A 22,355-nucleotide genomic window follows, 5' to 3' on the forward strand; every position below is an offset into this window, starting at 1 on the left:
ATTAAATAAAATGAACACAAAGGTTTCAGAAAACGAATCATTATTTTCTAGAATAGTAGCAGGATGCATGAATTGGGGTGAATGGGGAGCAAATCTAACCATTGACCAATCTCAAAAACTAATCGAAGATTGTATCGCTATTGGTGTAACAACCTTTGATCATGCTGATATTTATGGACATTATACTACAGAAACATTATTTGGTAATGCCATCAAAGGCAAAAGTTCGATAAGAAAACAAATACAATTGATTACTAAATGTGGTATTCGATTAGTAACTCCTAATCGACCTGAAAATAATATAAAATCTTATAAGACAACCAAAAAATATATCATAGAATCTGTAGAACAATCATTGGTGAATTTACAAACAGATTATATAGATATGTTGTTGATTCATAGACCAAGTCCTTTAATGAATCCGTCAGAGATAGCAGAAACTTTTGAAATGCTAAAATCAAGTGGTAAAGTATTGAGTTTTGGAGTCTCTAATTTTACTACTTCTCAGTTTGAAATGTTAAACGCATTTTTTCCGCTACAAACCAATCAAATAGAAATTTCACCATTACAACTATCGCCATTTATTGATGGATCTTTGGATCAGTGTATAAAGCATGAAATAAAACCCATGGCATATTCTACACTTGCTGGAGGGAAGTTTTTTTCGAAACAACCAGAGGAAAGTGTTGTTAGAATCAATGAAGTAGTGAATCGTTTAATACAAAAATATGATGTTCCTGCTGATCAGATATTAACCGCTTGGCTATTAAAACATCCTTCCGGAATAGTACCGGTAATGGGATCCACAAAAATAAGCCGTATTCAGTCTGCCGTAAATTCGTTATCACTTCAGATTACAGATGAAGAATGGTTTGAAATATGGGAAGCTTCTGCAGGAGAAGAAGTTGCTTAGTTATATTTCTTTTTAGAAACTCAAAAGCAGGTTTCAGCTTTAAACTTTGTTATTATAAAAATTAAATACTAAGTCTTTTTGGTAAGAAGTTGATTTTTATACACCATATATTGGTCTAATTAGGAAAAAATATAAAAAAGTCAAGAATAGAGGGTAACAAAATAATCATTCAAGACACATGTATATAGTAATAGTTTAGTTTGATGATTATGGTAGGCATTTTATTCAGATTAACTTTACTCAAAAATCAATGACTACGGTTGCGTAGGGGTATGTGTGCCGTGGTCATGTTTTTATGTTTTATCTGTATATGTTTGATTATCAAAAAACTGCATTTTTTGTTCTTTTTTTCGGATGAAAGTAGTTTATTTGCAAACCCTAAAATTTACCCAAAATGAAATTATTATTTACACTGATTTTGCTATTCGGATCTACCCAGTATATCAACAAGGATATAACTAGAAAGGTTATTTCTGATGATGATTATAATTATACATTCTACGTTTCTAATAAGAATACATTAAGTTATCAAGATTTTAAAGAATATCATTGGTATAAAAGTGGAAAAATTCATTCCTCTTTTGGAGGTGGTGATGGCCAAATTTTACACGGACACTATAATAAAACCTATAGAGGTAATGGAATTGCGGAACAAGGGGATTTTTATTATGGCCTTAAGAATGATACCTGGAGGAACTGGTATGAAAATGGAAAAATAAAAAATATATCAAATTGGCAAAAAGGATTTCTTTCAGGAACTTATAATGAGTTTACAGAATCTGGTGTTTTATTAGTTAGTGGAAAATATAAAAACAATAAAAAGCATGGTAGGTGGATTAGTCATAATACCAATGATACGCTTTATTTCAAAAAAGGAGAAAAAGTAATTAAAGAAGCCGCTGAAGAAGAAATTGAGGATGATAAGAAGAAGGGTGTTATAGTAAAGACCAAAGACTTTTTTAAAGATATTTTCAAGAAGAAAACACCTGAAGAAAAAGAGAAAGCTAAGAAGGAAAAAGAGATCCGAAAGCAAAAGAAAGAAATAGAGAAAAAACGTAAAGAGTTAGCAAAAAAGAAAGAAGCTAGTAAAAAGAACACTCCAAAAAAACAATAAGTAAATGCTAAAAGCGGGTTCTTTATTATATGCTATTTACGTTTGTCTGATTATTGCTATTCTCAGTGGTGGACTTATATACGTCTTCACAATCAATAAAACTCTAGCAACCAGACAATCTGTAAAAGAACAGCTTATAGATCGTTGTTCTTCTTGTTTTGATTACTTTTTGTCGAATTCCACATCATTGGGTAAAACAAATACGCAACAAGTCGATTTATTTAATGATGGATTAATATGCGAATTCACAAAAGAAAGATGGGGGATGTATTCTAAATTATTGGGAAAGGCTTTTTTCAAAAAAGATACAATTGATAGAAATTATATAATTGGAGAAGTTGTTGATTCGAATCCATTAGCACTATATCTATGTGATTTTGGAGAGGAACTTAAAATTTCAGGGATTACTAAGATCAAGGGAAATGTAAGACTCCCAAAAAAAAGATATAAAGTGGTAAATATTTTAGGTAATCAACAAGCCAATAATCCAAAACTGGAAGGGAATATTACCGTTTCTTCTCAAAATTTACCTAAAATAATTTCTCCCAAATTAGAATACCCAAATAACACTATAGAAACGACCTTGTCCAAGTTAAAGGAAAACCAACCAATCTTTCGCGGATTCGACCAGAAAACCGCTATAGTTTATTTGGACAAAGGAGAATCATTGGATAGATTGAATATAAAAGGCAATTTTATTATTAAATCTTTAGATACCATTCGTATTGATGATACAACAAAAATTGAAGATGTTATTATTCAAGCACCAAAAGTAGTGCTGGAAGAAGGTTTTGAAGGAAGTTTACAAATTTATGCAGATAAAGGAGTTGAAATAGAATCGGATGTCAAATTAAGATATCCATCTTGTATTGTAATAGAGGCTTCTACAAGAGACTATAAAAAGAAAATTAACATAGCCGAAGATGTAGAGATTTATGGTGGAATTGTAATCAATGGATCGAGTTTTAGAGAAAAGCAAAATAACTTTGTTTCCATTGATGAAAACTCTTTAGTTGTAGGAGATGTTTACTGTAATGGTATCATGGAATTAAAGGGGAGTATTATAGGTTCTTTGTATACACATAAGTTACAATTAGAAACTAGAAGTTCTAAGTATGCTGATGTTATCTTAAACGGTGTAATCGATGCTACAGAATTACCAAATAACTTTGTAAGATTACCATTATTTGGAAATACGGGAGAAAATAGACTTGAAAGAATTAAAAACATACAATAAATATTTCCTTAAAGGAAGTTCATTAATTGAATCGGTAATAGCCATTTCGATTATAGCTACTTGTTTATTAGTAGCGATTAGGTTGTATGCTGCCGTTTTAAATAGCAGCTCGTCTTTGAGTTCTTATAAAATAAAATTTAAAGTAGCAGAATTATATAATGACGCTAAAATAACTAGTGATTTTGATGATGAATTATATGAATTTGAAACATATTCCATTCAAAAGAAAGTTGAAGATTTTCAAAGTAAAAAGGAGTTGAAGAATGTAAAATATATAGTACGAACAGCTTCAGATACTATTGTATATAACTATTTGTTAGCCAATAAAAAAAGCAATGAGTAAGGTAAGAGCATTTACCATTTTAGAAATGTTAATTAACCTGACTATTATGTCAATCATAATGGGGTTAATATATTTTGCATATGCCTCATTTGTAAAACAGGTAATAAATTACCAAGTTTCTATAGATGAACAAAATGAATTGACAACAAGTTATGTACAACTAAGAACCGATTTTTTTAATGCAGAGAGGATTGTAAAATCTTATAAAGGATTTAAAGTGATTCCTTATAATAATAAAGAAATAGAATATAAAATTACTGATAAATATCTTATTAGAAGACAAGTTCATATGCTAGATACCTTGTCTATAAATAAGCTTACGATTTCGTCTGATTTTAATATCATTACGAAAGAAGATCTTATTACTAAAATGATCGTAGAAACGACATTATTTAATGAACCAATAGAGTTTGTAATTGCTAAAGATTATGCTCCTAATCTTAAACTGAAATTGTAATGGGAATTGATATAAGTAAAATTCATAAAAACACTAATGTTAAGACAGATAATAAATCATCATCTGTTGGAGATTTTTTTAGTCAAGAATTGAGTTTTTCCAAAAAAATCGGAGCAAAGGAAAAAGTAGTGTTGTATAAGGATTTATCTACACTGCTTAATGCAGGTGTAGATTTCAAAACAGCACTTGAAATATTAGCGAATCAGCAGAAAAAGAAATACCTAAAAGAATTGATTTTGGAATTAAAATCCAAAATTGTAAAAGGAAAAAGCTTTTATGAGGCTCTAGAAGATACAGGGCTTTTTTCTTCATACGAGTATTTCAGTATCAAGATAGGTGAGGAGACTAAAAAATTAGATACTGTTCTGTTGGAGCTACATAAATATTTTAAACGTCAGATTAAATTAAGAAAACAAATTATCTCAGTGATTACATATCCGTCATTTGTTTTAGTATTGACTGTTGGTGTTCTATACTTTATGTTGACCTATGTAGTTCCAATGTTTAAATCCGTATTTAATCAATTCGATGGAGATCTTCCAGCATTGACAGAAAATATTATTGTATTGTCGGAAAAGTTCCCGACCATATTTGTAGGCATATTGGTTGTTGTTATAACTAGTATGTTTTTATTTAAAATATATGGACAGAATCCTTCATTTAGAAATATAAAATCAAAAATCATTTTAAAAATTCCTTTTTTTGGAAAACTAGTTAAGATGGTATATCTGGCAAGGTATTGTCAGTTTTTAGATTTACTATTGACTTCAAAAACTTCATTAACCGAATCGTTGGATATGGTGAAAAAGATGATTGGTTTTTATCCAATAGAATCATCAATTGATCCTATTAGGAATGACGTAATTAAAGGAATCCCTTTTGCGGCGGCTATGAAAAAACATAAGATTTATGAATATAAATTAATTTCTATGGTAGAAGTGGCAGAAGAAATTAATGAATTAGACACTATGTTTTCTAGACTGGCGGATGAATATGATGAAGAAGTAGAGCATAAGACTAAAATGATCGGAGTAGTCTTAGAACCATTGATAATTATTGTCATTGGTCTAATCGTTGGTTTAATAATGGTAGCAATGTATGCACCAATGTTTGATCTGAGTAAAATAATAAATGGAAATTAAAAAATTTAGATTTTGTTAACACAATTTAATACTTTTGCAAACCCTAAATCGATCTTAATGAACTCATTAAGATTACATAAAAAACCTATGAAACGCAAAAACAACTGGTATGCTGCGGCATATTCTATGACAGAGATATTGATTGTACTTTGTATTATCGGTATTTTACTCTTAATGGTACTTCCTAGTCAGACTTCTGTAATTACACAAGCTAAATCTATAGAAGCACAGAGTATGTTAAACCATTTATATGGATTAGAGAAAAACTACTTTTTTAGACATTCTAAATATACAGCTGATTTTGATGAACTAGGTTTTGAACCTGCACTAACTATTGAACAGGGTGGGCAAGCAGTGTATAGAATTGAAATCATAGAAGCTACTACGAACTCATTCAAGGCTTCCGCTACTTCTTTATCTGATTTTGATGATGATGGTAATTATAACACCTGGGAGATCGATCAGAAAAAGACATTGAAAGAAACAGTTAAAGATTAACTCGTTGGATACTGTTATTCTAATAATCATAATACTATTACTTACGTTGGTATTTATTCAAGACTTAAAGCTTAGAGCTATTCATATATTATTGCCAATTTTTATTTTAATTTTTGGGTTGATATCTTATTTTAATAATGGATATAGTCCAATTGGTCTGGTATATAGTTTGGCTTTTCTGATCATTACCTTTGGTGGTTTGTATTTGTATTTATCTGCTAAAAATAGAAGACTGACCAATCCTTTCAAGAAGAATATGGGATTAGGAGATGTGTTATTCTTTGTTGCTGTAATTCCTTTTTTCTCTTCTTACAATTATATCTTGTTTTTTATAACTGGGATGTTGTTTTCGATACTAGGGTTTTTAGTGATCAAACTAGTTGTTAAAACTGATTTAGTACCCTTAGCGGGACTATTAGCATTGTATTTAATTCTACTCAAAGTCGGAAGTTATATTTCAGGTTTTGATGTTTTCTTTACTAATTTTTTATGAATATGGATATAGCTAAAGAAATTACATTGACCACGGAGGAGCAACAAATTATTAATACAGATTTGGCTCATAATTACCAGATTGTTCCGAAAGAAGATAAAGGAAATAGTACTAGTTTTTATATATCCGAAACAGTTGCAAAAGACCCTATTAAGGAGGAGTTAGAATTAATCATGGGTAAAAAGGTAGAATTATACCCGGTTTCTGCTGATACCATTAATAGAGCCTTGATTTTATATTATAGAACAGGTAATACTAATAATACTCAAAACACCGCTAAATCAGAAAATTTCAGATCAACATCTCAAGATTTTTTAGAAGAACTGATTTTCGAAGCAAAAGCAATAGGAAGTAGTGATATTCATTTTGAAGTATTTAAAGATGAAGCTAGAATTCGTTATCGCATCGATGGAAAACTTACTGAGAAATATAAAATAGAAAAAGAAAATTACCTCGAATTAGTTAATAAGATTAAGATCAAATCAAATCTTGATATTACTGAGAAAAGATTACCACAAGATGGTCGTATTAACTACGATGAATTTGATATTAGGGTTTCTATTCTACCCACATTACATGGCGAAAAAATTGTGATGCGTATTCTAGGAAGAGATACAGCGCATCTTAGTATGGACAAGCTAGGAATGGAGCAGAAAGAAAAAGAACTGTATCAAGAAGCACTAAAAGCATCTAAAGGAATTATACTGATTAGTGGTCCGACAGGTTCTGGTAAAACAACTACTTTATATGCTAGTTTAAAAGAATTAAATAAAATTACCAGTAACATAGTCACGGTAGAAGACCCAATTGAATATACGTTAAAAGGAATTAATCAAGTACAGCTTAGAGAAGATATTGGATTAACGTTTACCAGTGCACTTAAGACATTCCTAAGACAAGACCCTGATATTATTATGCTAGGTGAGATCAGAGACGGAGCTACTGCGGAGATGGCAATTAGGGCAAGTCTAACAGGACATTTAGTATTATCTACGATTCATACCAATTCTGCTTTAGGAACAATTTCCAGGTTAATTGATATGGGAGTACCAGCCTTTCTTATTGCAGAAACACTAAAAATCTCTGTAGCGCAGCGATTGGTAAGAAAATTATGTGATTCTTGTAAAGAACATTCGGTTTTACAAGGCGATGAATATAAGAATGATGCTTTTATTGGTCTAGAAGAGCATTGGGTTGCTAAAGGATGTGAACATTGTCATTATACAGGCTATAAGGGAAGAACGGCAATTTATGAGATCATACCTATTGATAATGTATTAACTCAAGAAATAAAGAAAAATTCAACAAATCTGGAAGAATCCATTTCAGGTTATGCAGAATCGAACTTGTCGGGGAAAGCAATTCGATTAGTAAAAAATGGAATAACATCAATTGAGGAGGTATACTCAATTATTATAGAAAAATAAAGAATGATAAGGAAAATACTATTAATTAGCTGCCTCCTAGCTATCAATGTGTTGTGTGCTCAGAATACGCAAATGACGATTGAAGAAAAATTAGAAGAAATAGCCAAAACAAAGACTGGTTTAGAAGAAATCACCCAAATGGACGTTTCTGGCTTAACCCTTTTTGAGATTATAACCTCATTAGGAGAAGAGCATAAACTTAATGTCGTCGCAGACCCAGGATTAAGTCAAATGGTGGTCAGTAACTTTTTTGATGTAAAAGTTAAAGACGTTTTTCTTTTTCTAATCAGAAAATATGATCTGGAAGTAGAGTTTATGAATAATATCATTGTTTTTAAACAACGAGAAATAATTAAAGAAATACCAAAGCCAAAGCCTAAAAAAGAGTTAGATATCAGGTATAATAAACAAAATGATTTTCTATCTGTAAAACTTAAAAATGATTCTTTACCAGCTGTAGCAGCAAAGATTACAGAATTAGCGAATAAGAATATAGTTTTGGCGCCAGATGTTAAAAACATGAATGTTTCGGCCTATATTATTAATCGCCCTTTTGATCAAGTAGTTGATATGATTGCTAAATCTAATCAGCTGATTGCAGAAAAAGATGATAATGGTTTTTATTTTTTATCAAAGGATATAGAAATTCAAGATTCTGAAAATAAAGGCAATAGAAACAGTAGGAGAAGAAGATCATCTTCTAGGGCTTCTACTAAAAATGTGGTCGGAGATCTAGAAATTACATTAAATGATAATGGATATTTAAATATAAAAGCATTTGATGCAAGTGCCACTGAAATCATATCAAGAGCGGCAGAATTATTAAAATTGGGTTATACCATGTATGACAAACCTGATGAAATAGTAACGACTATTTTCTCTGAAGAAATTGATTTTGATAGCTTATTAAAGCATATGTTTAGAGGGAAAAAATTTGCTGTTAACAAATCAGATGAATTTTACTTAATAGGAAAAGAAACAACAGCTGGTTTAAGAGCAACAGAGTTAATCCAATTAGAGAATAGAACTATTGAATCTGTTTTAGCTACATTACCTAAATCCTTAACTCAGGATGTAGAAATTCAGGAATTCGTAGAGCTTAATGGAATGCTGGTGTCAGGATCAAAACCTGTAATCATCGAATTACAACAAGTTATTAGAAAATTAGATAAAGTTGTACCGTTAGTACAGATAGAAGTACTTGTTGTTCAGTATAATAAATCCTATGATATACAGACTGGATTACAAGCAATTCTTGGCGATGGATCCGAAGAAGTAGTAACGCAAGGAGTCATTTTTCCTAGTACAGATGTTACTGTAAATTCAGGGACTATAAATCAATTGATAGATGCTTTTAATGGATTAGGAATTATTAACATTGGTAAAGTAACTAAAAACTTCTATGCCAATCTAAGCGCTTTAGAAAACAATTCTATTGTTAACCTAAAATCTACACCGAAGATAGCCACATTAAGCGGACACGAAGCGAGTATTTCTATAGGAGAAACCGATTATTATTTTGAGCAAACCAACAGATTGATTAATACAGGAGTCAATGATAATATTCTACAATCTGGTCAATGGAAACCAACGGAAGCAAATTTAAGTGTAAACATAAAACCTTTTGTCTCTCTTGATGAGCACGTAACTCTAGAGGTTTCTGTAGAAAAAAGTGCCTTTTTGGGTAGAGCAGGAGAGAACGCACCACCTAGTAAGTCTACACAGAAATTCGAATCACTGATTAGAGTTCGGAATAACGAAATGATATTGTTAGGAGGATTGGATGAATTAGAGAGAGAGAATTCTGGTAGTGGTACTCCAGTACTATCTAGAATACCAATTATCAAATGGTTTTTTAGTAGTAAAAGAAAGGCCAGAGATAAATCTAAATTACACGTTTTTATTAAGCCAACCGTAATCTACTAATGATCGTTAAACTTCTAAATAATATCCTTTCAGGAAACAGAATTCAATCTGTTCAGATCCATTTGGATGCTGATCAGAAAGAGTATAGTTTGGTTGAAATTCAGAAGAAAAATAATAACCTGGCTATTATAGAACGATATACTACCCAGAGTTTTGAAGAATTAATAACAAAAATCTCTAAAAACAAAGCTGTTATACTCTCAATTACAGGTATGGGAGTATTGTCTAAGAGGGTAAAAAATGATATAGGATACCAATCAAAAATAATATTCAATGCAGATCCCAATGATTTCTATTGGAGTGAGTATAGACAAGAAGAAGAAATTTTTGTTTCTGTAGCCAGAACAAAAATCGTGGATACGGAGATAGAATTATTCGATAAAGCTCAGATCTCAATAGTTGATTTTACTATTGGTCCTTTTGTTATGACTTCATTGAGTCCTCTTATGGAAGAAAAGGAGGTACATACAAAAAATACAATCTTACACTTTAGTAAAGAGTATTCGTTAGTAAATTTTGAAAAAAGAGAAGAACAAGGCATTCTTGAGTATTCGATTGGCGATGAAACCCTGTCTAATATGGATATCCTTTGTTTTGCAAATGCACTTAATAATTTATACCCAAATGATGCTATTAGTTCTGAAGCTAATACAATGTCTTCCAGAAAGGAAGAATTCGCCTTTAAGAAAGCATTTAATATTTTAGGAATTTTTACGCTTTCATTTTTCCTAGTCTCATTATTGATAAGCTATCTTTTACTAGGTCATTATCAGGAAGCACATCATAAAATACAGGTTGAATTAGGTCAGCAAAATGTGGCCTATTCTAAATTAGTTTCATTAGAAAAGGACAAAGAGAATAAAGAGGCGATACTTAAGCAATCTGGCCTTAGTGATAGTAATTTTCTTAGTTTTTATATTGCTGAAATCACTAAAAATGTTCCATCAGAGATTAATTTAAAGATGTTAAATATTTTTCCAACTACTTCTAAAATAAAAGCAGAACAACGAATCAACTTTAGTAATAACCTTATAGAATTAGAAGGAACAGCTTCTTCTAATGCAGAGTTTACGTCCTGGATAAAAGAACTTAAAAGAGAACCTTGGATCAATAACTTAGAGATTATTGATTTTCAAAGAGAGAACAGAACGAATTCATTTAAAATCAAATTAATACTGAAATTCGATGTTTGAAAACCTATCATATAAAAAGAAGTTTTTTGCTTTACTAGCCTTGATGTTGGTTTTAGGTATAACCGCATATAAACGATCCTTTAGCATGACGCTAGATGCTGCTCAATTATTAGAAGAATCTAAACAGAAGTTAGAGAAAGTAAGTAACTCTCAGCAACGTATTACTAACTTGATTGCAGAAGTTTCATATTTAGACAAGCTAATAGGTAAGGAGGTGGCAAATCCGGATATAGTTCAGCAGGAAATTCTAAATACATTTACAGAAATAAATACGAATACCCAATTAGTAAAACTGGAAGCAATCCATAAAGCCAGTGATGAATATTTTAATATTTATACGAATCGATTGATTCTAACTGGGAATTATGGTGATCTCCTAAAAACGACCTATAACTACGAAAAAGCTTTTGATTTTTCTAGGGTGGTAAGCCTCCAGTTTTATATTGAAAAAGAACCAAGAACACGAAGAAAAAAATTATTTGAACAAATTATATTTCAGAATTATGAAAAAATACGTTAGTTATATAACCATAGTATGTATAAGCTTTTTTATAGGCTGTGATGATATTATTGAAGACGATATTACCAATGATTTAGTGACAATTACTGCGCCAGAGGATATGGAACAGATCGAAGGGAATTCGGTACAGTTTAGATGGAATGGAATTGATGGAGCGGACGAGTATCGAATACAAATCAACAATAAAATTTCAAACAGTGTTATCTTAGATTCTCTTGTTAATACTACTCTTTTTAATTATACTATGAATCCAGGATCATATTTATGGAGAGTAAGAGGAGAAAATTTTGCGTATCAGACTGCATATTCTTTTAATTCGGATTTTACTGTAATTCCGTCGATAGACCTTTCTGATCAAGTGGTAACGTTAGAGAGCCCTCTTAATGAAGAATTTCTGAATAATACAGATATTACTTTTTCATGGCAACCAATTAGTACGGCTACTTCTTATAAGATTAAGATTTCGAAAATAGAGGGAAGTATAGAAACTCTTATTTTCGATAATGAAGGTAATGATATTAATAGTACATCTATAACTATAGGAAATTCTGTGATACCAGAAGACGCTAGATATAAATGGGAAATACAGGCTATAAATGCTTCAAGTATGACCATGTTTTTTTCGAATTTCTTTTCTATAGATACTCAGAATCCTCCAGAACCAGTTTTGACAGAGCCTACTACAGGTCAGACCGGTTCTGTAAATCAGGAAATCAGTTTTAAATGGACGTATACGGATACAGGAGCGATAACATCGGGAATTACGAGTAAAATCCAGATAGCTACTGATGATAGTTTTAACAACGTTATAGAAACAAATTCTAATCCACTAACTACGAACGAGTATACATTTACTTTTACAGTAGCAGACACTTATTTTTGGAAAGTAAAGGGAGAAGATGATGCAGGAAATTCAGGTGAGTTTAGTGAAGCAAATCAAATAATTATTAATTAATGCAAAAGAAAAAGATTAATAAAGCTTTGATTATTGCAGTTGCTCTGATTTGGGGAGTGGTTATTTATAAGTTTGCCGCTCCATATTTTTTAACCAATGATATGGTAGTTACAGCAGATGCTCTTGTTAGTCCGCCCAAAATATTCTTAAGAAAGAAGGATACTTTTAATCTAAATATACCAGATAGGGATCCTTTTTTAGGGAAAATAATAAGTAAAAGAAAGACTACAGTATCTGTTCCCTCTAGATCTCAAAAGAAGTCACGATCTAAAACAGTTGTAGCCAAGAATTGGCCCAGAATTGAATACTTAGGTTTTATAAAATCAAAGGAGAGTAAGTCCCGATTAGGATTGTTACGAGTAAATGGTGTTTTAAAAAGAGTGCGTAATGGAGCTGATATACAAGGCGTGAAAGTCAAAACTATTTCTCAAGATAAGATAACCCTTCAATTCCAAAAAGACATCAAAGATTTCCTGAAATCCAATTAATAGATTATTGTTTTTTTGCTGAATGTAATGGAAAATACTTAGTATATATTTCATAATATATATACTATTAAAAAGGCTTTGATACGCTAAGATGTGTCAAGGCTTTTTCTGTAATATAGTTTTTTTGAAAAAAAATGAATTTTCACGGTAACATTTGAATTGTTAAAGACACAAACTTATAGAGAAAAGTAAAATACTTTATTATCTCTTTAATATTGGGATGATAAAATATTACTAATTAATGATAATAAACTGGGAGATATTAATTTATAGGGTTTTGGAAGAATTTTTGGAAGAATCGTATGTTTTTAAGCAAATTATTAATAAACAATTAAATGTTAAAAAGTTTACGGTTTTAGCTTACTATTTTGATTTCTTTAACATATATTTGCCCTCCCAAAATAAAAAAATGACCATCTTGAAAAAAAATTACACTACTCTGTTGGTAATTTGCAATATCTTGCTTTTAATTACCATATTCACTTTATTTTCATTTTGTTTTTTAAGTAGATCCGAATCAAACATTGTCTATGTTGACAATGTTACATTGTTTAATGGATTTAATATGTCCAAAGACCTTGGAAAGATCAATAATGAGAAAATTACAAAACAAAAGAAAAAATTAGATAGTCTGTATACCATCTATTCAATCTTCAAAGAACAGAAGAATACAGAAAAAGCTACATCACTAGAAATTCAGTTGCGATCGGAGGATCAGGAATTAAGAAAAATCAACGAATATTTTTCTAATGATGTGAGCCAACAAGTCTGGAACCGATTAAATCAATACATAAAGGAATACGGAGAAGCAAATGAATATAAAATCATCCTAGGAACTCAAGGTAATGGTAACATTATGTTTGCTGAGGATGGAATCGATATTACAGAAAAAATATTAGAATACGCTAATAATAAATACGAAGGGAATTAAAAAATATTGGAATTAATAGTTGCGTATGTACGCCAGTTAAAAGAGAATTTATGAGAATGATAACTACTAAATTGTTTGCGGTATTTGTATTTACATCAATTACCACTTTTGCACAAAATAACACAACAAATGAAGGGGTGAACTCTGGAGAACAAGGGGATAATAATAGTTTTTTTGGAGTAAATTCTGGACGTAATAATACAGCTAATAATAATAGCTTTTTCGGTGCAAACTCGGGTCAGAGCAACACTATAGGACAAACAAATGTTTTTGTAGGGAGAAATTCTGGTCGTAATAATATAGAAGGAAGTAATAATGTTTTTACAGGTAATGCGGCTGGATTCAATAATGCTTCTGGAAATTTTAATACATTTTTAGGAACCTTTGCCGGTAGGGAGAACATCGAAGGAAGAAGAAATGTTTTTATAGGTGGAAATGCTGGAAGAAATTCTATAGGGAATGCAAATATCCTTATTGGATATAGAGCTGGTTTTAATGAAACTGGAAACAATAAATTAATTATTGAAAATTCGGATTCAGATACTCCTTTAATCTACGGAGATTTCGCTACAGATCAATTGGGAATTAATACCAATACCATTCCTGAGGGGTATAATTTTGCTGTGGGTGGTGGTGCTAGTATTAGTGAAGATCTTGACGCTAATAGTGTTACGATAGGAGTAAGTGAAATTGCTGACAGTAATTGGAGACGACTCCAAATTGGTCGGGAAATTGAACCAGGTAGAAGAAATTTTAATTTTGTAGTTTCTCCGAATTCAGAAACCACAGAATATTTAGCGTTTGGTATAAGTGATAAAAATAAAATAAGTAGGCAAAGTAATTATTTTAGAGATGATTTTTCCAGAATTTCCTATATGAGTAATAGGAATCAATATTTTTTCACATTAGATCATAATGATAGAGAAGGGCAAAATCAGGCAGCGATACAAATGCCTCTGGAAAACTCTAAAATTGTAATTGCTGGATTTGGAGATTATTTAGAAGATCAAGGACATAAATTAATTGTAAAAGACGGTACTGCATTGATTGAAAATGCTATTTATACAAATGGACGAATAGCCATCGGTACTACAGAAGATGATCCAGGGTATGCGCTTACAGTAAAAGGAAAAGTGCACGTTCAAGAAGTAAAGGTTGACCTTTTGGGGGTTCTTGCACCGGATTATGTATTCTATGAAGACTACAAATTAAAAACTTTAGAACAAGTTGAAGATTATATTGATCAAGAAGGACACTTGCCTAATATTCCATCTGCATCAGAAATGGAAAAAGAAGGTGTGAACCTTAAAGAGATGAATATGAAATTGCTGGAGAAAGTCGAAGAACTTACGTTATATACTATTGCACAAGAAAAAGCAATAAGAGAACAGCGAGAAGCAAATAATACATTAGAAAAACGTTTGCAAAAATTGGAGGAGCTACTAAAGCAATAATCTCAAATATTTAAATCACAATTTTTAGAATTATGATATTCAAAAAGGAATATATCTTCTTTTTGATTGGGATTCTTTTGTTTGTATCCTGCCAAAAAGAAAAGATAACACCAGTATCAGATAACGAATATAAGCTGTTTAATTTGGAACAAGCTGGTTGGAAATCTAAATCTGTTTCGCATTTATTTTCGGAAATAGAATACAAGGCAACATTGGTTCCATTACAATATTATATTCTAAAAAATGAAGGAAGCGACAACTTACAAAAAGTCGATTCCATTTATGAGTCTCTTAAAAATGAGCGAATTATAGAAGTAGAGTTTCAACAAGAAAAAGAAGATGACTTACTGAAAGAGATATATACAAACAGAGATTATGAAAGCTCAGTAAAGTATATGTCCTTTTATATAGAGAAAGATTTTAAGGTAGTCACGCAAAAAGGCGATACAGTCAATTGTTCTGGAGTTACGTTTGAGCGTAATTTCAAAGTTGCACCCTTTAAAAGATTGCTGCTCCATTTTGGTAATATTCCAGAACAAGAAAATATTAAACTGATATATAACGATAATTTATTCGGTAACGGATTAATGAAGTTTAATTTTAAAGAAACACCTATTAAGTTGTAATACAGTGTGTTGTTTTTAGCAAAAACGAATAAGTACATATTTTTTTAAAAAAGCTCAAAAATAGAGGTAACATTTTGTCTATTAATGGCATTAAATATATACAACAATGATAATTGTTGGAATGAGATAGATAAAATGATCCTTGTTAGAGATATTTTGATATTAAATAACAAAAATTATAACACAGACTAAGTGATATGATCAATACAATACGAAAGAGTAGGGTAACAAAGGTAATTGCAAGTTATTTGGCAATCCAGATGATAATTCAGATGGCACAGCCTATGCAATTATTTGCATTGACTAGTGGGCCATCACAACCAGAGTTTAATTCATTTACACCTATTGGGACTTCTGATATGGTGAATTTGTCTTCTGGGAATTTTAATTATAATATCCCGATTATGGATGTGGGTGGATATCCATTAAACTTAGCGTATGATTCTGGTGTAACGATGGATCAGGAAGCTTCTTGGACAGGATTAGGTTGGAACCTTAATATAGGTCAGATTAATAGACAGGTACGTGGTATTCCGGATGATTTCAAAGGGGATTTGATGGAATATGAGAATAACATGAAACCTAATGTTACGGTGGGTATTCATACAGCACTGGATCCACAGGTTTTTGGTATAGAAAAACCAGATGGTGTTGCTAAACCTCCAAAACCCTCGCCTGATGAAGACCCTGTACCAACTATTAGTATCGGAATGGGGATTAATTATAATAATTATACTGGAATTTCTTTTAAACCATCATTCGGATTGAACTTTCAACTTACGGATAATGTGAAGGTTGGGTTTGAGGCATCAAGCTCTGCAACAGATGGCGCTACGATAGCTCCTAATGTGAGTGCTAAAGGGGGTAGCAAATCAATTTTTAAAGGTGCAGTAGGAGGAACCCTTAATGCAGGAGTATCTTACAATTCTAATCGAGGGTTGACTTCTTTTAATATGTCAGCAAGTATTGATACAAAACCTTTTAAGGTTGGTGAAAATACTAAAGGTAAGGATGCCGAGAATTCATTTTCTACTAGCGGTTCAGGTAGTATTTCTTTTACAAATCCAACTTGGACTCCACGCAAACGAACTGCGTTTACAGATATCAATGGTACGGTAGCAGTTTCTGTTGGTGGAGATATATGGGGATTAGATGGAGAATTTGAGCTTTCTGCAATGGGATCTGTACAAAAAATTAAGGATCCAATTAGAACTGAAAAAGCATATGGATATGAATTTACCGGGTTCGCAGAAACGAATGATATCCTTGATTATAATAGAGAAAAAGAGCAGTTAATAGGTAAAAACACACTAGCATTGCCTACAACTACTTATACATATGATTTATATAGCGTTCAGGGCCAAGGTGCGGGAGGAATGTTTAGACCTTTTCGTTCTCAGGTAGGACAAATTAACGATGAGTTTATACAAGACGAAAGCGATAGCTTTAGTCTTGGAGTAGAAATAGAACCAGGAACTGGACAACATGTAGGGGTTAATTTTACAACAGCTCCTTCAGAAAGTCATACAGGTATTTGGAATACAAAAGCATTAAAGCATTTTAAACAAGAAAGGGAAGATACTAGAAAAGGCGATGAAAAATTAGATTATGAGCCTGTATATTTTAAATATATCGGAGAACCACGTGTAGATGCAGATCAACAATTATTTACTGATTTAGGAGGATATGATCCAGTTATGTTTAAAATAGGTGGAAGTAAAAAAAGTTTTAATAAATATGCTGATAACCAGTTTCTAAAAAAAACATATAATGCTGATCTAACGCAAGGAGAATATGCTCCTCTACCCAGTTTTTCTTCTAAGTTCAAAAGGCAAACTAGGGATGTACGAAATCAGAATGTTCAAAAACTCACTAAAAAAGAACTTAAGGGTTTTTATAAAAAAGAATATTACAATCAAAGAGTTAATACGAATGCTGCTGCACATCATACGGCAGAGATTAGAGTACAAAACGCAGATGGTTCTACCTATGTATTTGGAGAAACTGCTTATAATAAAGTAAAAGAGGAAGTTACTTTTACTACAGATAGTAATACGTATAACTGTGCAACCGGATTAGTAACTTATAATCAGGGAGAGAATTCTACAGGAAATAGCAGTGGTATCGATAACTTTTTTAGTGGTACAAAAACACCTGCCTATGCACATACGTATCTATTGTCATCTGTGTTATCATCAGATTATGAGGATCTTAGCGGTGATGGCCCTACGGATGATGATTTAGGAGCATACACTAATTTTATCTATACGAATAAAGAGGATGCCTACAAATGGAGAGTTCCTTATAGTAAAGCTCCGAGGCAAGCTTCCTATGATGCAGGTCTTAATACGAGTAGGTCTGATCAAAAAGGAAATTACATTTATGGAGAAAAAGAAATAAAATATATTGATAAAATTGTAACAAAAACTCACGTAGCAATTTTTGAATTGTCGCCACGTAAAGATGCTAGAGGAGCTGCAGGAAAAGATGGGGGAATTCCTTCTTCAGGAAGTCAACAAATGTATAAAATTAATAAAATCCGATTATACTCTAAACCAGAGGCTATAGCAGCAAATATTTTGGATAATGATACAGAGAATGATTTACCGATTACTGCAATTAAAACAGCTCATTTTGTATATGATTACTCCCAGTGTAAAAATATAGAGAACAATCATGGAGAGACTCCAGATGAACCTCATGAGTTAAGTAATCAGGGTGGTAAATTGACTTTGCAAAAGGTGTATTTTACCTATAGAGAATCTGAAATGGGAAAATATACTCCCTATACTTTTAATTATGGAACGGGCGAGTATGTAGATGGGAAATGGGTTCAGGATACCAAGTCAAATCCTGATTATAACATGAAATCGTATGACATATGGGGTAATTATAAGCCTAATATTGATGGAGGGTGTAGTACGATAGATCCAATTACAGCTCCAGAATTTCCTTATGTGCAACAAGAAGATCAGCCTCTACAGAATTCATATGCATCTGCCTGGACATTAACATCTATTGATTTACCATCGGGAGGGCGAATGGAAATGGAATATGAAACAGATGATTATCAGTATGTTCAGGACAGAAAAGCGATGCAAATGTTTAAAGTAGTTGGGGCTGGAGAAAATGCTACTTCTTCTGATCCAGAATCAAATCATAAACTCTATAAAACAAACGGTATACTTAGCGACAACGAAGCCAAATATTTATATGTAAAATTGCCAAAAGAAACAGAAGATATTTCTAATGAACAGTTTAGGGAAAAATATTTAGTGGGAATAGAAGGGAAACCAGTATACTTTCGATTTTTAATGAATATGACCAAATCAGCAGCTTCATCCAATAACAATAATAATTATGACTATGTAACGGGGTATTTTGAAATTGATGGAGAAGCAGAAGTATTTAAAGTAAATAATGATGTTTACGCTGGAATACCGATGAAAAAAGTACTGTTAGAAGGAGGAATAGAAGGAAGAATCAGAAAAGTAAACCCTATTTCTAAGGCTGGCTGGTATTTTGGAAGACAATATCTTAATGGACTGATCTATGGACTTAATATGGATCAACGATCAGAAAATTTAGAATCCATTGCCAAAAATTTAATAACCAGTGTTGCCGCAATGAAAGATTTAATAACTGGTCCTAATAAAAAACTTCGTAGCAACGAATATTTATGTGCGCAGCGTTTTATTCCTGCAAAATCTTGGATCCGTTTAGGATCGCCAGAGAATAAGTTAGGAGGCGGTGTCCGTGTAAAACAATTGGTAATGAAAGACCAATGGAGTAAGATGGTAGACCCTACTATAAATGATAGTAATCAACTAAAATTATATAATAAGGAGTATGGGCAAACCTATACTTATGAATTAGAAGACGGGAGTTCCAGTGGAGTTGCTACATATGAACCTAATCAGAGTAAGGAGAATCCATTTGTAGAACCTTTTTACAATAAAGCAGAACGCTTAGTGGCTCCACGTGAAGTAAATTATGTGGAGAAGCCATTTGGAGAAGCATATTTCCCATCAGCTTCAGTAAATTATAGTAGAATAACGGTAAGTAATTTGCAACGTGATGGAATTAAAAAGCATGCAACAGGAAGAGTAGTTTCGGAATATTTTACTTCCAGAGATTATCCAACGAAAGTAGATTACACAGATATTAGTGCTGATATGGTGACCAATCAAAATGACTTTTTAAAGAATATGTTGAAAGGTATTCTTGGAGCACCTATTAGTATGGAAACAAAATACACTCTCTCTCAAGGCTTTACGGTTCATACGAATGATATGAATGGTAAGATGAGATCTCAGAAAGTATATGCAGAAAATGGAGATGTTACAAGAACCCCTAATGCCGAAGAAAAACCAATTTCATCTGTGACGTATGTTTACAGCACAGAAGAGGGTGATGATACAAAGCTTAACAATAAATTACCAGTGATCCATAAAAATGGAGAAATTAGTAATGATCGACAAATTGGGGTTGATTATGATGTGATTAATGATTTTAGGGAAAGTTATTCTAAATCTCAGACACTTGGCTTTAAAGGGAATATTGTAGTACTACAAATAGGGCCACTTCCTGTACCGGTACCTATGGTAGTTCCATCCAAAACAACAATAGAGAATGTTGCTCATGCAGCTATTACTACCAAAGCAATTCATACAACTGCAGTATTAAAAGAAAAGATTGCAATGGATCTTGGGTCTAAAGTCTCTACAGTTAATGAAGCTTGGGATGCAGAAACAGGGCAAGTATTATTGACTCGTACAGTGAATGAATTTGATGATGAATACTTTAATTTTAATTTCCCAGCATATTGGTCTTATGATGGGATGTCACAAGCTTCTAAGAATATAGGGATAACAGGAACATTAATAAACTCAGGACAATTCTTTACAATCAATGATGCTAAAAAATATTTCACTTTAGGAGATGAAATCATAGCTTCTTATGGATTTGATTATACAGAGCGCCTGTGGGTTGTTGGATTTGATAATGCAGGTAATGGAGTTCTTTTAATGGATCGAAACGGAGGTGTTGTGAATAAGTCTGATGGCGTAAATATTGATCAGCCTATTCAATTTAAAATCGTACGATCTGGACATCGCAATCAGCAAATGGCAAATATGGGGGCCATTACTATGATGAAAAACCCAATTAAAGATAGTAGCGGAAATTATGTAGAAAAAATAGATACAACTACTTTTTCTATGGATGCTAATACACCAGCTTCCGATAACTTACGAATTGTTAATTCTAGTGCTGTTGCGTATAAAGATTTCTGGAACTGTCAGTGCGAAAGTCAATTACCTTTTATAGCAAAAGCTTTAGAAGATAAAACAGAACTAGAAGATGTGTCTCAAGAAGATTATCCTTTTGCGCCAGTACAGTTTAATCCGTACCTATATAATGCTAAAGGCGAGTGGAGAGCAGAACGATCTTTTGCATATTTAACCGAAAGGACTGATGTAAATGAAGGGAACACATCTTCTGTAAATACTAGAAGAGAAGGATATTTTAAAGAATTTACCCCTTATTATGCAAAAACAACCGAAGGAGATTGGCAAAAATCTGACAATGCTGATAAAGATTGGACATTTGCTAGTCAAGTAACTCAATATGGTCCTTATGGAGTAGAATTAGAAAATAGAGATGCACTAAATAGATATTCATCTGCACAATATGGATATAATTTCACCTTACCTACTGCCGTAAGTTCTAATAGCCAATATCGGGATATGGGAATGGATAATTTTGAAGATTATGGATATCAGATTAATAGAGAACAATCAGGCCAGTTTGATTCTGAAGCTCACTTTAATTTTAAGAAAGCGGCAGATGACGACGGAAACCAAGGTATACGCATATCTGAAGAAATATCTCATACAGGAAGAACAAGTTTATTAGTGCCGGGTAATGAGAAGGCAGAATTGGTACGTCACCTGCAGGGAGAACTAGAACCGGATACGGATTATGATGATGATGGTATTCTAAATCCAGATGATAAATGTCCTTATGATAAGGGTAGTAATATGGATTATGACGATGATGGTATAGGCGATATATGTGATGATGATCCGGTGCCGATGATTACAATGGCTTCTATAACAGACGATAGAGTTGGAGTTGACTACAGAAGTACACATAATGGTGATGGTAGGTATGAATATTGTTTAGCGAAAAGATCTCGTATTACAATACAGGGAAATCCAAATGATATAGTACCATTAGCTGTTTCTCTACTATATAATGACGATAGAGGATGTGCAGCATTTGTAAATGGAGAAATTGCTGTTACCAATGAAGGTAATACGGTATATAAAGAACTAGAGGTACAATTAGATATTACGGGTAGGGCGATTATCAATTTTGATATTGCTGCCAGAAATAGGAAAAAACGTAGGAGGGATAATTATGCCAAGGCTGAATTATTTTTATTAAGCAAACAAGATGGAAGTCGAATTAGAGGGGATAAATACTCCGAAATTGTAATAGATGTCTTAGCGAATTTAATAAAATGCCCTGGAAACGTACCGGTCAATTATATAGATTATGATGACTATACCTTAACCTGCGTGACCCCTTGTAGACTTTAGACTGCTGACTCAATTATAAAAAATAAAGTAGAT

General features: G+C 32.2%; 18 protein-coding genes. All 18 read left to right on the forward strand.

All coding sequences use genetic code 11. The features are described 5' to 3' along the window. Positions 1 to 10 precede the first annotated feature (10 nt). The 18 genes from D1818_RS25070 to D1818_RS25155 all read left to right on the forward strand — a co-directional run bounded on the left by D1818_RS25070 (position 11) and on the right by D1818_RS25155 (position 22,322). Positions 11 to 913: an aldo/keto reductase family oxidoreductase gene (locus tag D1818_RS25070; protein ID WP_118463304.1), complete on the forward strand. Its 903-nt coding sequence runs from the start codon at positions 11 to 13 to the stop codon at positions 911 to 913. A gap of 394 nt (positions 914 to 1,307) precedes the next feature. Then, complete coding sequence (locus D1818_RS25075; RefSeq protein ID WP_118463307.1) at positions 1,308 to 2,027, forward strand: toxin-antitoxin system YwqK family antitoxin; 720 nt, start codon at positions 1,308 to 1,310, stop codon at positions 2,025 to 2,027. Positions 2,028 to 2,031: 4 nt separating this feature from the next. After that, a complete protein-coding gene (locus D1818_RS25080) occupies positions 2,032 to 3,264 on the forward strand; it encodes a hypothetical protein (RefSeq protein ID WP_118463310.1) in 1,233 nt (410 codons plus the stop codon). After that, the gene (locus D1818_RS25085) at positions 3,239 to 3,607 is read left to right on the forward strand and encodes a hypothetical protein (protein WP_118463314.1); all 369 of its coding nucleotides are present in this window, start codon (positions 3,239 to 3,241) and stop codon (positions 3,605 to 3,607) included. The genes D1818_RS25080 and D1818_RS25085 overlap by 26 nt, the downstream gene beginning before the upstream one ends. Beyond that, positions 3,600 to 4,064, forward strand: coding sequence for a type II secretion system protein J (locus tag D1818_RS25090; protein ID WP_118463317.1), 465 nt, complete (start codon positions 3,600 to 3,602; stop codon positions 4,062 to 4,064). Before D1818_RS25085 ends, D1818_RS25090 begins: the two co-directional genes overlap by 8 nt. Further along, positions 4,064 to 5,206: a type II secretion system F family protein gene (locus D1818_RS25095; protein ID WP_118463320.1), complete on the forward strand. Its 1,143-nt coding sequence runs from the start codon at positions 4,064 to 4,066 to the stop codon at positions 5,204 to 5,206. The genes D1818_RS25090 and D1818_RS25095 overlap by 1 nt, the downstream gene beginning before the upstream one ends. A gap of 87 nt (positions 5,207 to 5,293) precedes the next feature. After that, positions 5,294 to 5,704 (forward strand): type IV pilin protein, encoded by a 411-nt coding sequence (locus D1818_RS25100; protein WP_118464138.1) that lies wholly within the window; start codon positions 5,294 to 5,296, stop codon positions 5,702 to 5,704. Positions 5,705 to 5,708: 4 nt separating this feature from the next. Next, positions 5,709 to 6,197 carry a prepilin peptidase gene (locus tag D1818_RS25105; RefSeq protein WP_118463323.1) on the forward strand — a complete coding sequence of 163 codons (489 nt, stop codon included), beginning with the start codon at positions 5,709 to 5,711 and terminating at the stop codon, positions 6,195 to 6,197. After that, a complete protein-coding gene (locus D1818_RS25110) occupies positions 6,194 to 7,624 on the forward strand; it encodes a GspE/PulE family protein (protein ID WP_371682593.1) in 1,431 nt (476 codons plus the stop codon). Before D1818_RS25105 ends, D1818_RS25110 begins: the two co-directional genes overlap by 4 nt. Positions 7,625 to 7,627: 3 nt before the next feature. After that, a complete protein-coding gene (locus tag D1818_RS25115; RefSeq protein ID WP_118463326.1) occupies positions 7,628 to 9,550 on the forward strand; it encodes a type II secretion system protein GspD in 1,923 nt (640 codons plus the stop codon). After that, the gene (locus tag D1818_RS25120) at positions 9,550 to 10,743 is read left to right on the forward strand and encodes a PilN domain-containing protein (RefSeq protein ID WP_118463329.1); all 1,194 of its coding nucleotides are present in this window, start codon (positions 9,550 to 9,552) and stop codon (positions 10,741 to 10,743) included. Before D1818_RS25115 ends, D1818_RS25120 begins: the two co-directional genes overlap by 1 nt. After that, positions 10,736 to 11,263 carry a hypothetical protein gene (locus D1818_RS25125; RefSeq protein WP_118463332.1) on the forward strand — a complete coding sequence of 176 codons (528 nt, stop codon included), beginning with the start codon at positions 10,736 to 10,738 and terminating at the stop codon, positions 11,261 to 11,263. The genes D1818_RS25120 and D1818_RS25125 overlap by 8 nt, the downstream gene beginning before the upstream one ends. Beyond that, on the forward strand, positions 11,247 to 12,218 hold the full coding sequence (locus D1818_RS25130; protein ID WP_118463335.1) for a hypothetical protein: 972 nt from the start codon (positions 11,247 to 11,249) through the stop codon (positions 12,216 to 12,218). Before D1818_RS25125 ends, D1818_RS25130 begins: the two co-directional genes overlap by 17 nt. Beyond that, the gene (locus D1818_RS25135) at positions 12,218 to 12,706 is read left to right on the forward strand and encodes a hypothetical protein (protein WP_118463338.1); all 489 of its coding nucleotides are present in this window, start codon (positions 12,218 to 12,220) and stop codon (positions 12,704 to 12,706) included. The genes D1818_RS25130 and D1818_RS25135 overlap by 1 nt, the downstream gene beginning before the upstream one ends. A gap of 565 nt (positions 12,707 to 13,271) precedes the next feature. After that, positions 13,272 to 13,637, forward strand: coding sequence for an OmpH family outer membrane protein (locus tag D1818_RS25565; protein ID WP_162897307.1), 366 nt, complete (start codon positions 13,272 to 13,274; stop codon positions 13,635 to 13,637). Positions 13,638 to 13,687: 50 nt separating this feature from the next. Next, the gene (locus D1818_RS25145) at positions 13,688 to 15,091 is read left to right on the forward strand and encodes a tail fiber protein (protein WP_118463344.1); all 1,404 of its coding nucleotides are present in this window, start codon (positions 13,688 to 13,690) and stop codon (positions 15,089 to 15,091) included. A gap of 32 nt (positions 15,092 to 15,123) precedes the next feature. Further along, the gene (locus D1818_RS25150; RefSeq protein WP_118463347.1) at positions 15,124 to 15,717 is read left to right on the forward strand and encodes a hypothetical protein; all 594 of its coding nucleotides are present in this window, start codon (positions 15,124 to 15,126) and stop codon (positions 15,715 to 15,717) included. Between the two features lie 197 nt (positions 15,718 to 15,914). Beyond that, positions 15,915 to 22,322: a hypothetical protein gene (locus tag D1818_RS25155; protein WP_118463350.1), complete on the forward strand. Its 6,408-nt coding sequence runs from the start codon at positions 15,915 to 15,917 to the stop codon at positions 22,320 to 22,322. Positions 22,323 to 22,355 lie beyond the last annotated feature (33 nt).

It is taken from the genome of Aquimarina sp. BL5 (assembly GCF_003443675.1).
In the GTDB taxonomy this organism is placed as follows: Bacteria; Bacteroidota; Bacteroidia; order Flavobacteriales; family Flavobacteriaceae; genus Aquimarina.

What these genes read in the sequence shown, in the direction of transcription:
- D1818_RS25070 (WP_118463304.1), top strand. Translation starts at nt 11, where the DNA reads ATGAACACAAAGGTTTCAGAAAACGAATCATTATTTTCTAGAATAGTA.
- D1818_RS25075 (WP_118463307.1), top strand. Translation starts at nt 1,308, where the DNA reads ATGAAATTATTATTTACACTGATTTTGCTATTCGGATCTACCCAGTAT.
- D1818_RS25080 (WP_118463310.1), top strand. Translation starts at nt 2,032, where the DNA reads ATGCTAAAAGCGGGTTCTTTATTATATGCTATTTACGTTTGTCTGATT.
- D1818_RS25090 (WP_118463317.1), top strand. Translation starts at nt 3,600, where the DNA reads ATGAGTAAGGTAAGAGCATTTACCATTTTAGAAATGTTAATTAACCTG.
- D1818_RS25095 (WP_118463320.1), top strand. Translation starts at nt 4,064, where the DNA reads ATGGGAATTGATATAAGTAAAATTCATAAAAACACTAATGTTAAGACA.
- D1818_RS25100 (WP_118464138.1), top strand. Translation starts at nt 5,294, where the DNA reads ATGAAACGCAAAAACAACTGGTATGCTGCGGCATATTCTATGACAGAG.
- D1818_RS25110 (WP_371682593.1), top strand. Translation starts at nt 6,194, where the DNA reads ATGAATATGGATATAGCTAAAGAAATTACATTGACCACGGAGGAGCAA.
- D1818_RS25115 (WP_118463326.1), top strand. Translation starts at nt 7,628, where the DNA reads ATGATAAGGAAAATACTATTAATTAGCTGCCTCCTAGCTATCAATGTG.
- D1818_RS25120 (WP_118463329.1), top strand. Translation starts at nt 9,550, where the DNA reads ATGATCGTTAAACTTCTAAATAATATCCTTTCAGGAAACAGAATTCAA.
- D1818_RS25125 (WP_118463332.1), top strand. Translation starts at nt 10,736, where the DNA reads ATGTTTGAAAACCTATCATATAAAAAGAAGTTTTTTGCTTTACTAGCC.
- D1818_RS25130 (WP_118463335.1), top strand. Translation starts at nt 11,247, where the DNA reads ATGAAAAAATACGTTAGTTATATAACCATAGTATGTATAAGCTTTTTT.
- D1818_RS25135 (WP_118463338.1), top strand. Translation starts at nt 12,218, where the DNA reads ATGCAAAAGAAAAAGATTAATAAAGCTTTGATTATTGCAGTTGCTCTG.
- D1818_RS25565 (WP_162897307.1), top strand. Translation starts at nt 13,272, where the DNA reads ATGTCCAAAGACCTTGGAAAGATCAATAATGAGAAAATTACAAAACAA.
- D1818_RS25145 (WP_118463344.1), top strand. Translation starts at nt 13,688, where the DNA reads ATGAGAATGATAACTACTAAATTGTTTGCGGTATTTGTATTTACATCA.
- D1818_RS25150 (WP_118463347.1), top strand. Translation starts at nt 15,124, where the DNA reads ATGATATTCAAAAAGGAATATATCTTCTTTTTGATTGGGATTCTTTTG.
- D1818_RS25155 (WP_118463350.1), top strand. Translation starts at nt 15,915, where the DNA reads ATGATCAATACAATACGAAAGAGTAGGGTAACAAAGGTAATTGCAAGT.